10 protein-coding genes and 1 tRNA gene are annotated in these 12,448 nt (G+C 44.4%); 9 read left to right on the forward strand and 2 right to left on the reverse strand.

Going from position 1 to position 12,448, the window contains the following annotated elements:
- Positions 1 to 77: 77 nt before the first annotated feature.
- Entirely contained in the window at positions 78 to 2,639 is a 2,562-nt protein-coding gene (mutS, locus tag BCT81_RS06830; RefSeq protein WP_102423632.1) for a DNA mismatch repair protein MutS, read from the reverse strand.
- Between the two features lie 124 nt (positions 2,640 to 2,763).
- Here mutS and pncC point away from each other — a divergent pair, with 124 nt between their 5' ends.
- On the forward strand, positions 2,764 to 3,258 hold the full coding sequence (pncC, locus tag BCT81_RS06835) for a nicotinamide-nucleotide amidase (protein ID WP_102423633.1): 495 nt from the start codon (positions 2,764 to 2,766) through the stop codon (positions 3,256 to 3,258).
- Positions 3,259 to 3,399: 141 nt separating this feature from the next.
- Entirely contained in the window at positions 3,400 to 4,440 is a 1,041-nt protein-coding gene (gene recA / locus BCT81_RS06840; RefSeq protein ID WP_061032452.1) for a recombinase RecA, read from the forward strand.
- A gap of 165 nt (positions 4,441 to 4,605) precedes the next feature.
- On the opposite strand, the gene BCT81_RS06845 is transcribed toward recA, so the two are convergent.
- On the reverse strand, positions 4,606 to 5,520 hold the full coding sequence (locus BCT81_RS06845; protein ID WP_102423639.1) for a winged helix-turn-helix domain-containing protein: 915 nt from the start codon (positions 5,518 to 5,520) through the stop codon (positions 4,606 to 4,608).
- A 203-nt stretch (positions 5,521 to 5,723) separates the two neighbouring features.
- On the opposite strand from BCT81_RS06845, the gene BCT81_RS06850 reads away from it, so the two are divergent.
- From BCT81_RS06850 to BCT81_RS06880, 7 genes are all read left to right on the forward strand, one after another.
- A complete protein-coding gene (locus BCT81_RS06850; protein WP_102423634.1) occupies positions 5,724 to 6,002 on the forward strand; it encodes a hypothetical protein in 279 nt (92 codons plus the stop codon).
- Between the two features lie 164 nt (positions 6,003 to 6,166).
- A complete protein-coding gene (tpx, locus tag BCT81_RS06855) occupies positions 6,167 to 6,673 on the forward strand; it encodes a thiol peroxidase (protein WP_102423635.1) in 507 nt (168 codons plus the stop codon).
- Positions 6,674 to 6,861: 188 nt separating this feature from the next.
- A complete protein-coding gene (locus BCT81_RS06860; RefSeq protein WP_102423636.1) occupies positions 6,862 to 7,350 on the forward strand; it encodes a hypothetical protein in 489 nt (162 codons plus the stop codon).
- A gap of 252 nt (positions 7,351 to 7,602) precedes the next feature.
- Positions 7,603 to 10,185: an alanine--tRNA ligase gene (gene alaS / locus BCT81_RS06865; protein ID WP_102423637.1), complete on the forward strand. Its 2,583-nt coding sequence runs from the start codon at positions 7,603 to 7,605 to the stop codon at positions 10,183 to 10,185.
- Between the two features lie 220 nt (positions 10,186 to 10,405).
- Positions 10,406 to 11,587 (forward strand): aspartate kinase, encoded by a 1,182-nt coding sequence (locus BCT81_RS06870; protein ID WP_102423638.1) that lies wholly within the window; start codon positions 10,406 to 10,408, stop codon positions 11,585 to 11,587.
- 92 nt (positions 11,588 to 11,679) lie between these two features.
- The gene (gene csrA, locus BCT81_RS06875) at positions 11,680 to 11,877 is read left to right on the forward strand and encodes a carbon storage regulator CsrA (RefSeq protein WP_004415691.1); all 198 of its coding nucleotides are present in this window, start codon (positions 11,680 to 11,682) and stop codon (positions 11,875 to 11,877) included.
- Positions 11,878 to 12,353: 476 nt separating this feature from the next.
- Positions 12,354 to 12,446, forward strand: a tRNA-Ser gene (locus tag BCT81_RS06880).
- The last annotated feature ends 2 nt before the right edge of the window (positions 12,447 to 12,448 follow it).

Genomic DNA, 12,448 nt, shown 5'->3' on the forward strand with positions numbered 1-12,448 from the left:
GACTTAATGTCAGCGTTTTTAGTTTCTGGTGTCTTAAATTTCTTAATTTACTAGCCTATGAGCTAGACCACTTTTGACTACAGTAGCTTCTTCAAGCGGTATAACTCTTCTAGTGCCTGGCGTGGTGTTAGATCATCAGGATCCACGTTCGCTAATGCTTGCTCTACTTCGCTTGGTTCCGGGATAAGGCTCAGTTGGTTCGCAATATCAACGCCGCTCGGCTTCGATGTAGGAGACTCAATGCTCAACGCTTCAAGTTGTGTCAGTTTCGCACGAGCGTTCTTGATCACGGCTTTTGGTACGCCAGCTAACCCAGCAACCGCTAGGCCGTAAGACTTACTTGCTGCACCTTCTTGAACTGCGTGCATGAAGGCGATGCTGTCACCGTGCTCTACTGCGTCTAAGTGAACGTTGGCCAGTGTTGGAATCTGGTTTGGTAGTTCGGTTAGCTCAAAGTAGTGCGTCGCAAACAGTGTCATCGCATTGATTTGATTCGCTAGCCATTCTGCACTTGCCCAAGCCAGAGATAGACCATCGTAAGTACTGGTACCACGACCGATTTCATCCATCAGCACCAAGCTGTTTGGTGTTGCGTTATGCAGGATGTTGGCAGTCTCTGTCATCTCAACCATGAAGGTTGAACGCCCAGACGCTAGATCATCCGATGCGCCAATACGAGTAAAGATGCGGTCGATAGAGCCAATGGTTGCGCTCTCTGCTGGAACATAACAACCGATATGTGCCATTAGCGCGATAAGTGCTGTCTGGCGCATGTAAGTCGATTTACCGCCCATGTTTGGACCTGTAATGATCAGCATTTTACGCTTGTCGTTAAGGTCAATTGGGTTAGCAATGAATGGTTCATCCATCACTTGCTCAACCACAGGGTGACGGCCTGCTTGGATTTGGACGCCAGCAGATTCGGTCATGGTTGGACGGCAATAATCGAGTGTGTCTGCACGCTCGGCTAGGTTCTGTAAGACATCAAGCTGAGACACAGAAGAGGCGATGTTTTGTAGTTGCTCTAAATGTGGCAATAGTAAATCAAACAGCTCTTCCCATAATTGCTTCTCGATAGCCAGAGCTTTCGACTTAGAGTTTAGAACTTTGTCTTCGTGCTCTTTTAGCTCAGGAATAATGTAGCGCTCAGCGTTCTTTAGTGTTTGACGACGTACATAGTGAGGCGGCACAAGGTGGCTTTGTCCGCGGCTTACTTGAATGAAGAAACCGTGCACATTGTTGTAGCCAACCTTAAGTGTGTCGATGCCGTGACGCTCACGCTCTTCTTGCTCTAATTGATCAAGGAATTCGGTTGCACCAGCAGCCAGGTTACGCCATTCGTCTAGTTCGGCATTGTAGCCTTCAGCGATCACACCACCGTCGCGGATAACCACAGGTGGGTTCTCCTTGATGGCGCGCTCTAGTAACTCAGATACTTCATCTAAAGGAGAAGCATACTGAGCAAGTTGGGTCAGGTATGGATGCTTTAGTTGGGTTAGCGTTTCTGCAAGCTCTGGTAGGTATTCCATCGCTTGACGAAGTCGCGCCATATCACGTGGGCGAGCCGAGCGAAGTGCCAATCGAGCCAAAATACGCTCAATATCACCAATCTGTTTCAGTGTTGGCTGCAGCTCAGTGAATAGCGCCAAATCTTTCATTTCGCCAATTGCGTCTAGGCGCTGATCGAGTGCTGAGATATTACGCATTGGTTGATGTAACCAACGCTTAAGCATACGACTACCCATTGCGGTTGCAGTGTGGTCCAGCACTTCAGCAAGGGTGTTATCGGTACCACCACCAAGATTTTGTGTGATCTCTAGGTTGCGGCGAGTTGCAGCATCAAGGATCACCGAGTGATCTTGCTTGTCCATGGTCAGTGAACGGATATGTGGCAGCGCTGTGCGTTGGGTATCTTTCACATACTGAATAAGACAGCCGGCTGCACACAAGCCAAGCTTCGCGCCTTCAACCCCAAAACCAACAAGGTCACGAGTACCAAACTGTTGGTTCAACTGCTGCTTAGCGGTATCTAGTTCAAATTCCCATACTGGGCGGCGACGATTACCAGTACGGCTTGCCATTAATTCAACGGGTTCGAAATCTTCAGGGAACAACAACTCACGCGGAGAGGTTCTCTGCAGTTCTGCTGCCATTGCTTCTTCGGTTTCAGGCTCACACAGTTGGAATCGGCCAGAGGTAATGTCTAGCGTCGCGTAACCAAACTTGTCATTGTGGTGGTAGATAGCGGCAATCAAATTGTCGACGCGTTCAGAAAGCAGTGCTTCGTCAGTTACGGTACCTGGTGTCACGATACGCACAACCGCACGTTCTACAGGGCCTTTTGAAAGTGCTGGATTACCAATCTGTTCACAAATTGCTACGGATTCTCCGAGTTGCACTAACTTAGCTAGATACCCCTCAACGGCATGATATGGGACGCCGGCCATTGGGATTGGCTCGCCATTTGAAGAGCCGCGTTTAGTCAGTGAAATATCGAGGAGTTGAGACGCTTTTTTTGCGTCATCGTAGAAAAGCTCGTAGAAATCGCCCATGCGGTAGAACAGCAGAATTTCTGGGTTTTCTGCCTTCAGTTTTAGGTACTGCTGCATCATGGGAGTATGTTTTTGATCGGCTTTCACAGTTAACTTCTTTCGTTTATTTCTATTGCGGCTTAGGATACGTGAAAGCGTTTCGTGCGAAAAGCGGCTGAAGCGAAAAGATGCGCATCCAAATGTTCTAATGGTAAATAAAGGGAAGCTGATAATGCAGATGACTCAAGATCTTAGTGAAAAACTCGGACTGTTGCTTGCAGAGCACAATCAGGTGTTGGTGACCGCCGAGTCTTGTACTGGTGGCGGTGTAGCAAGTGCGGTAACGGATATCGCGGGCAGCTCTGCTTGGTTTGATCGCGCTTTTGTCACGTATAGCAATGAAGCAAAGCAAGAGATGATTGGCGTACAGCTAGAAACCTTAGTGGAATTTGGTGCGGTCAGTGAACCTGTCGTCATAGAAATGGCTAAAGGTGCGCTAGAGCATTCGAACGGAACCATCGCGGTGTCAATTAGTGGTATTGCAGGTCCTGGTGGCGGTACTGAAGAGAAGCCCGTTGGTACGGTATGCTTTGCTTGGAAGGCGCTAAGTGGTTGGAATAAAGTGGAAACGTATGTATTTGCCGGTGACAGATCACAAGTACGCCAACAAGCCACGCACCATGCCCTGCAAGTTATTTATGATTACCTATCAATGGAAGACAAGTAACATTTGTACAAATTATTTTCATACAGGTATAGACACTGTATGAATCAACAGTATAATAAAAGCCAATTAGTCACCCCTATGTGGGTTCGAAATAGATTCTAAATCGCTTGTTTCACGACAACCGATTATCTGGAGATAGTAATGGACGAGAATAAACAAAAAGCGTTAGCCGCAGCCCTTGGTCAGATTGAAAAACAATTTGGTAAAGGCTCTATCATGCGTCTTGGTGACAACCGCACAATGGATGTAGAAACAATTTCTACTGGTTCTCTATCTCTAGATATCGCACTAGGTGCTGGTGGTCTACCGATGGGTCGTATCGTTGAAATCTATGGTCCAGAATCTTCAGGTAAAACAACGCTAACACTTGAGCTGATTGCTGCAGCACAAAAAGTAGGTAAAACTTGTGCTTTCGTTGATGCTGAGCACGCACTAGACCCAATCTACGCTCAAAAGCTTGGTGTTGATATCGATGCACTTCTTGTTTCTCAACCAGATACTGGTGAACAAGCTCTAGAAATCTGTGATGCTCTAGCGCGTTCTGGTGCTATCGACGTATTGGTTGTCGACTCAGTAGCAGCACTAACACCAAAAGCTGAAATCGAAGGCGAAATGGGCGACAGCCACATGGGTCTTCAAGCTCGTATGCTTTCTCAAGCAATGCGTAAGCTGACTGGTAACCTTAAGCAGTCTAACTGTATGTGTATCTTCATTAACCAAATCCGTATGAAGATTGGTGTAATGTTTGGTAACCCAGAAACAACAACGGGTGGTAACGCACTTAAGTTCTACGCATCTGTTCGTCTTGATATTCGCCGTACTGGTTCTATCAAAGAAGGTGACGAGATCGTTGGTAACGAAACGCGCATTAAGGTTGTTAAGAACAAGATTGCTGCACCGTTTAAACAAGCTGAAACTCAAATCCTATACGGCCAAGGCTTTAACCGCGAAGGTGAGCTGATTGACCTAGGTGTTAAGAACAAGCTAGTTGATAAAGCGGGTGCTTGGTACAGCTACAAAGGCGATAAAATTGGTCAGGGTAAATCGAACTCTTGTAAGTTCCTACGTGAAAACCCAGAGATCGCTCTAGAGCTAGATACTAAACTTCGTGACTTGCTGCTGACTCCAGCTGTTTTAGAAGAGAAAGAAGCAGAGAAAGAAGAAGAGAACGAAGAGTTTTAATCTAAATCGTTACTCTTAGCTAAGAACTTGAAGCCTCGCATTGTATGCGGGGCTTTTTTATTAGTGGACACATTGTGGCTACATTTCCTCAGTTCTCATCCGCGCTTTTGCACGTTACTACCCCACCTGAAACTAAGCTGTACACCTTTCCAAGGGCTGGAACTATTATTGCTGTGGCTTACCTTTGCAGTAAAAGGAATCCAGTAAAGGAGTAATAATGGATGGGTAAATATTGAGGCCGTCTAGTTTCTGTTTGAAGATATTTTGACTCTTTCGATTGTTGGTAAAAACAAAAGCATACATTGAAATAATGTTGTCTCGGAAAGCTGAATTAGTGATACGAATGTAGATACTTTTTACATTGCACTGCGATAGCTCGAGGTTCTTGATGTATGAAGTCATTTCGGGCTCAGTGATTGTATTTGATTGGTCATGAACATAAAGCGTGGCGCTACCAAACGGGTAGGACTGGTAGTTGCCTTTATTCAAGAATGGCGCTTGCTCTTTGTTGTAATGAATGGAGTAGTAGGCGACCAATATGATGCCAAGCCACAGGGCACATAAATTTAACGTAAATTGACGAGGAAACTTGGTTTTCGTTTTCTGAGTACTGACTGGTTGCTGTAAATCTGGGCTTATTTTTTCTTCATCAATGCTAGTGCCTGCATCCGCCAATTCAAGTTGCACTTCCGCATCAACGAAAGGCTTAATTTCTTCAACCTTCAGAGCTTGTTGCTTTGGTGAAATCACCAATAAGTAACCTTGCTTACTGATTGTTTTGAGTTCTAGCTCGTTAGTGTCTAATTTTTTGAATACTTTTCGAATATAACTAATGGTGTTGGTTAGGGACTGATCGGTAACCAACACACCTTGCCAACACTCTTCAAACAACTCCTCTCGCGAAACGCATCTATCTTGGTGCTTTAACAAGTACAACAGAACCTTGAACGGTAGAGGGCGCATGCTGACCGTGATATCCGCTGGATGGTGAGTCAGCGTCCTTATCTCAATATCAATAGTGACGGAATCGGTGATATTACGCATTTGATTCATGGGCTTAGTAATTTTAATGAAGTTCATTTTGGCGGGCGGTACTTTAAGCATAGGAGGGCTGTCTGTAACTGTAAAATCTCATTGGTTATATAAAAATTACATTTAGCTATGTGGTTATGTTTTTGTTTGGCAATGGTTTGTGGTGAGAACGAGGGCTGGTTGCTAACGTAATGCCGCCTCGAGTTTGGGTGATAGCTTGACTTCTAATCGTTGTTTTAAAGGTAATTAGGATGCCAGAAATTAAACAGAAAAACTCTCAATCGGTGAATCAGCTGTTGCAAGAGTATAAGGACGTCACTTCCATAGAGTCCTTTCAACTGGGTGTCGTTCAGTCTCTTACTAAGATTTTTGCCGATAAAGATAAGAGTATTGAACACTGCGACAAGGTGACCTTACTAAAGGTTGCTCAGCAGCATATTGATCAAGAAATTGATTTCTCTCTTTCTGTTGGTTTCGACGATGCGGTTCCTATCCTCAATCAAATACGAAAAGTAATCGAAGCTGCCTAAGCGTTGAATTTGCGCCCGAGGGGTAATAAACGTTGTTACTGGCTTCGCAGGTGCAAATTACGAATGAAATATAGATAAGAGATGTTCGATTTGAATGTCTTTAGATAATAGCAACACAGTCAGCTAGAACAGCCATTTTAAGAATTACATTGAAAGGAATAAACATGAACACAGTGACATTTATGGGCGATAAAATCGCACTAGCAGGTGACTTCCCACAAAAAGGTGAAGTACTTACTACACCAGCAATGACATCGGTATCGCTAGCACCACTAACGATTTCAGAAAAACAAGCTGATTTTAAACTGATCTACTTGTTCCCAAGCGTTGATACACCAGTATGTTCAAGCAGTACTAAGGTGATCTCTGAACTAGCAGAGCTAAAATCAGAGTCAGTAGATGTATACACGGTTTCAACCGATCTGCCATTTGCGCTTGCTCGTTACCAAGAGAGCGAAGGTGTGGAAGGTGTGGAGCAGCTATCGGTATTCAAAAATCCAGAGCTATTAAAAGCATTCGGTACACAGTTTGAAGAGCATGCACTATCTGGCTTGTCAGCTCGTGCCGTTATTCTACTAGATGCGAACAACGTAGTGTTGCACAGCGAACTGGTTTCGGAAGTGACTGAAGAGCCAAACTACAACGCTATTGTTGAAGCTCTAAAAGCTTAATCATAGCGAGAGGCCTTGGTGAATTTTGGGCACCAAGGCTTCACCGTTAATTACGCGAAACTTTATTGATTACAATATTTTGCTGAACCTTAGCAGGTTTCAGTCTACGCTTATAATTCCGATGCTTGCTGTGGATGATAGGCAAGTAAGTAAAGAATAGAATTAAATAAGATACAAGGTGTTACGCATTGATAAAATCTAAGCCTGCAATTTTTGTCATGATTTCAGCGTTAGGTGCATTGATTCTGGCAATTGTATTACTCATTCAACCTATCTCTTTAAGAGGTAGCCAGTGGGCGTGTAACCTCAAACATTTGGGCTTTGTTACGCCGTCGTATGCGCGGTACTCTGAGTTGAATGAATTTATGCTGTACTCATTTAGTTCTGACGAAGATTTTTTTGTCAGCGATAGGATTCAAACCGTGAATCAGCAGGGGGCAGTCGAAACGGCAGAGGTAGTGTTTGTCGGAAAATACACATTGCAAGATAATCATTTAGAGATGGTATTTAATGAAGTGAACTTCAGACATAAACACCCGAATGACATGATCAATCGTAATCAGGCGCTGTATAAGGGTTTTACGATTCAATATGATATTGAATTGGAAGATGATTTTCTTTATCTGTTCTCTGCCAATAATAGTGAAGAGTTCAATCATATCTGCACTAAGCGCTAGCCTTCCATAATCAGTAATACCCAGTGCGTTCTCTTACTTATCAGAGTTGATTGAAGCCTCCTCCATAAACATTCATCACACCGGTTTTCTTCATATCTACTTGGTACAACCTAGTGGAATATTCTTCATTTTCGCTAATTCCAACTAAAATCCTACCCAAGGGCGTCTTTTCTACAAGAAAACTAGTCGAAGCCTTAACCATGATCTACAATACGGCAAAATTCTAACTCGACTATTTTCAGGAAGAGCTGCATGTACATGAGCACTGATGAGGTTCGCAACGCGTTCCTTAAGTTCTTTGAGAGCAAAGGACACCAAATCGTAGACAGTTCATCGTTAGTTCCACATAACGATCCAACCCTGCTATTCACTAACGCAGGTATGAACCAATTCAAAGATTGTTTCTTAGGCGCCGAAAAGCGTGCCTACACTCGAGCGACTACGGCTCAACGTTGTGTACGTGCTGGCGGTAAACACAATGACCTTGAAAACGTAGGTTTCACGGCTCGTCACCACACATTCTTTGAAATGCTTGGTAACTTCAGCTTTGGTGACTACTTCAAAGAAGACGCCATTGCGTTTGCTTGGGAATTCCTAACAGAAACTCTTCAACTGCCAAAAGACCGTCTACTGGTAACAGTCTACGAGACAGATGACGAAGCATTCGATATCTGGAACAAAAAAGTAGGTGTACCTGCTGACCGTATCGTTCGTATCGGCGACAAAGAAGGCGGTAAACAGTTCGAGTCTGATAACTTCTGGACAATGGGTGACACAGGTCCTTGTGGTCCATGTACTGAGATTTTCTACGATCACGGTGAACACATTTGGGGCGGCCGTCCAGGCACTCCTGAAGAAGATGGTGACCGTTTCATCGAGATCTGGAACAACGTATTCATGCAGTTCAACCGTCACGCAGACGGCACAATGGAACCGCTACCTAAGCCTGCCGTTGATACAGGTATGGGTATTGAGCGTATCTCTGCAATCATGCAAGGCGTACACTCTAACTACGAAATCGATGTATTCCAAAAGCTAATCAAAGCAACCGCTGAAACGATCGGTTACGAAGACCTATCAAACCAGTCACTACGCGTTATTGCTGACCACATCCGCTCTTGTTCATTCCTGATCGCTGATGGCGTTATGCCTTCAAACGAAGGTCGTGGTTACGTTCTACGTCGTATCATCCGTCGTGCAGTTCGTCACGGTAACAAGCTTGGTGCACAAGGCGTATTCTTCCACAAACTTGTGGGCGTACTGGCTGAAGTGATGGGTTCTGCCGCTGAAGAGCTTAAGAAGCAACAAGAGCTAGTTGAAAAAGTACTTCGTATCGAAGAGGAAAACTTTGGTCGTACGCTAGAGCGCGGCATGGTTATCCTGAACGAAGCACTAGACGCACTTGAAGGCAAAGAGCTAGACGGTGAAACAGTATTCAAACTTTACGATACCTACGGATTCCCAGCTGACTTAACTAACGATGTCGCTCGTGAGCGTGACTTCACTATTGATGAAGCAGGCTTCGAGAAGGCGATGGAAGTTCAGCGTCAGCGTGCACGTGAAGCAGGCCAATTCGGTACTGACTACAACGCGACGATCAAAGTTGAAACCAACACTGAGTTCTGTGGTTACACCGGTACAGAAGGTGCTGGTGAGATTTCTGCACTGTTCGTTGAAGGCGAAGAGGTTGCTTCTCTGTCTGCGGGCGATAAAGCAATCATCATCCTTGAAGAGACGCCATTCTATGCTGAATCAGGCGGTCAATGTGGTGATACAGGTACTCTGAAAACAGCTTCAGGCCTTTTCAAAGTAGAAGATACTCAAAAGCTAGGTAACGCATTTGCACACCATGGTGAGCTAGTTGAAGGTGTGTTCGCGAAAGGCGATAAAGTAGAAGCTACAGTAGACGCTGAGCGTCGTGCTGCTATCTCACTAAACCACTCTGCAACTCACTTACTTCATGCTGCACTGCGCGAAGTGCTTGGTGAGCACGTTGCTCAGAAAGGTTCTTTGGTTAAGCCAGATAACCTACGTTTTGATTTCTCTAACCTTGAAGCGGTAACACCGGCACAGATTAAAGAAGTAGAGCGTTTGGTTAACGCACAAGTTCGTAAGAACCATGCAATTGAAACCAACATCATGGACATCGAGTCAGCGAAAGAAAAAGGTGCAATGGCACTGTTTGGCGAGAAGTACGATGATGAAGTTCGCGTTCTGTCTATGGGCGATTTCTCTACTGAGCTTTGTGGTGGTATTCACGCTTCAAACACAGGTGATATTGGTCTATTCAAGATCACTTCTGAAGGTGGTATCGCAGCGGGTATTCGTCGTATCGAAGCGGTAACGGGTGAAGCTGCACTAGATGCAGTAGAAGCTCAAGCTAACGCTTACGAAGAGAAACTGGCTGAGTCAGCTAAGAAAGCTAAATCTCTAGAGAAAGAAATCCAACTACTTAAAGAAAAGATGGCTGCAGCAGAAAGTGCAAACATCATGGGCAAAGTAGAAGAGATCTCTGGTACTAAGGTACTGGTTGCTGCTATTGAAGGTGCAGACAACAAGAACCTACGTACTATGGTTGATAATGCTAAAAACCAAGTGGGTAGCGGCATCATCCTGATCGCTAACGTAGCAGACGGTAAAGTTGGCTTGATTGCTGGTGTAACTAAAGACCTTATCGGCAAAGTAAAAGCTGGTGATCTCGTTAAGATGGTTGCTGAGCAAGTTGGCGGTAAAGGCGGCGGTCGCCCAGATATGGCTCAAGCGGGCGGTACTGACGTTGAAGCACTACCTGAAGCGCTTAAATCTGTACGTACTTGGCTAGAAGAGCGTCTTTAAGCTTAAGTAATTGATACAAAGATGCCCAATCAGTTGATTGGGCATCTTTTATTTTGCCTATTGGAAGAGTGTCTAAACCAGGTTTGATTGAGATTAACCAAGAAGTCTAATGTCAACGTTAGACTTCTTGGTTAATTTTTTATTGCTTCGCCATGACGCGGAGCGTGTGTTTTTTTGTCATATATAGACATTGGTCTTGGGAAGGTGAGGACGGGTGAAAATGCCTCTTATCGTGCAGAAGTTTGGCGGAACGTCAGTGGGTTCAATAGAACGAATCCAACATGTAGCAGAGAAAATCATTGAAGCGAAAAATGAAGGCAATCAGGTTGTGGTTGTGGTCTCTGCTATGTCAGGAGAAACGAATCGGTTGGTTAACTTAGCCACTCAAATCGATAGCGTACCAAATGCTAGAGAATTGGATGTGTTGTTAACTGCAGGAGAACAAGTTTCCATGGCACTGTTGGCGATGACGCTGCACAAGTTAGGTTATGAAGCGACATCGATGACGGGCTATCAAGCTGGGATTTACACCGATTCTAATCATAACAATGCGACGATCGAGCGTATTGATACTACTCCTATTCAAACCTTGTTAGGCGACAATCAGATTGTGATTGTGGCTGGCTTTCAAGGTATGAACGCTAAAGGCGACATTACGACATTAGGCCGTGGTGGTTCCGATACCACAGCGGTTGCGTTAGCTGGCGCCCTTCAAGCTAAAGAGTGCCAGATCTATACTGATGTTGATGGCGTTTACTCGTGTGACCCTCGCGTTGTTAAACATTCGAAGAAGTTAGATACCTTAGACTTTCCGTCTATGGAAGAGATGGCTCGTCGTGGTGCTAAGGTATTGCACCTTCCGTGCGTGCAGTACGCGTGGCAACACAATGTGCCATTGCGAGTGCTTTCAAGCTTTGAAGAAGGCGAGGGTACATTGATTGCTGGCGACCAGTGTTTGAATGATATTTCTGGCCTCGCTATACAAAGAGATATGGTGCGTATCGAGTGTTTGAATGAGGACCTAGATTCTTTCTTATCGCATTGCCAACTGTTAGGAATTGAAGTCTGTAGTGTGATCGAGGGAACAGAACGGGCAGCACTCATTATTAAACAAGACATAAGTGCCAAATTAAAACTAGTTTTTGATGAGAAAATCCGTAATAGTGAACAGGTTAGTTTGTTAACTGTGGTAGGAAGCCGAACACAAGAAATTGTGGTCAGTTCACATGGATTGTTGTCTGAAGGCGAAATTGATGTACAGCATCACTTATTGCAGCAGCAGTCTTTAACTTTGGTGATATCACCAACGCAAGTCGATACGGCTGCTAACATATTACATAATGCATACATCGTAGCGCGTGAAAAGCAGGGTTATCCCCAAAAAGAAGTGCATTTTGGTTAAATAAACTCAATCGATAGTTTACGAAAATATAACTTTTGTTGGATAATGCTCTCGTAGCTAGATAAATTTAGAGATTACTCAAGGAGCAAAGAATGCTAATTTTGACTCGCCGCGTTGGCGAAACACTGATGATTGGTGATGAAGTAACAGTTACTGTACTAGGTGTTAAAGGTAACCAAGTACGTATTGGTGTTAACGCACCTAAAGAAGTATCTGTTCACCGTGAAGAGATCTACATGCGCATTCAAGCTGAAAAAGGTAATGGTAACGTTGCATCTGGCAACTACTAATACTTTGCGTAGAGAAGAGGCTAGCATTACTGCTAGCCTTTTTTGATCTTGAGGAATGATAATTCGACGTCGAAACATTGGTTCATCGGATAACGTATTTGTTTTGATTTTGCAGAATGAATACTTCACCAAGTTAGGTGCTATTGGTAATTGCTGGGTGTGATAGCGGACGGTGAAATTTCTTTGCCACACTTCAAGATTTATTGGCTTCCCCTATAGCGCAAATACGCATCCCGTAGTATTGTTCATCCAGCGGTAGCACTTGCTGCTGGAGAAATCAGATAATTGTTTTTAGCGGTTTATTATTGCCAATCTTTCGCCTTAATTTTTAAGGGAAAAAGCGCGCTTTTGATGTTATAAGTTCAAATTGCAAGCGCTTTGATTAAATAGCAAACGGTTGAGTGTTTTTGTCCAATTTTTTTCAATAAAGTGTTTGACATATTTTCGGTAAAACGTAATATGTGCCTCCGCAAGACGGTGAGGTGGCCGAGTGGCCGAAGGCGCTCCCCTGCTAAGGGAGTATGTGGTTTGTAGCTGCATCGAGGGTTCGAATCCCTCCCTCACCGCCATT

It is taken from the genome of Vibrio sp. 10N.261.52.A1 (assembly GCF_002876325.1).
Taxonomy (GTDB): Bacteria; Pseudomonadota; Gammaproteobacteria; order Enterobacterales; family Vibrionaceae; genus Vibrio; species Vibrio chagasii.

Excerpts from the sequence above, each read along its gene's own strand:
- BCT81_RS06845 (WP_102423639.1), bottom strand. The coding sequence starts at position 5,520 with ATGAACTTCATTAAAATTACTAAGCCCATGAATCAAATGCGTAATATC.
- BCT81_RS06870 (WP_102423638.1), top strand. The coding sequence starts at position 10,406 with ATGCCTCTTATCGTGCAGAAGTTTGGCGGAACGTCAGTGGGTTCAATA.
- alaS (WP_102423637.1), top strand. The coding sequence starts at position 7,603 with ATGTACATGAGCACTGATGAGGTTCGCAACGCGTTCCTTAAGTTCTTT.
- recA (WP_061032452.1), top strand. The coding sequence starts at position 3,400 with ATGGACGAGAATAAACAAAAAGCGTTAGCCGCAGCCCTTGGTCAGATT.
- tpx (WP_102423635.1), top strand. The coding sequence starts at position 6,167 with ATGAACACAGTGACATTTATGGGCGATAAAATCGCACTAGCAGGTGAC.
- pncC (WP_102423633.1), top strand. The coding sequence starts at position 2,764 with ATGCAGATGACTCAAGATCTTAGTGAAAAACTCGGACTGTTGCTTGCA.
- csrA (WP_004415691.1), top strand. The coding sequence starts at position 11,680 with ATGCTAATTTTGACTCGCCGCGTTGGCGAAACACTGATGATTGGTGAT.
- BCT81_RS06850 (WP_102423634.1), top strand. The coding sequence starts at position 5,724 with ATGCCAGAAATTAAACAGAAAAACTCTCAATCGGTGAATCAGCTGTTG.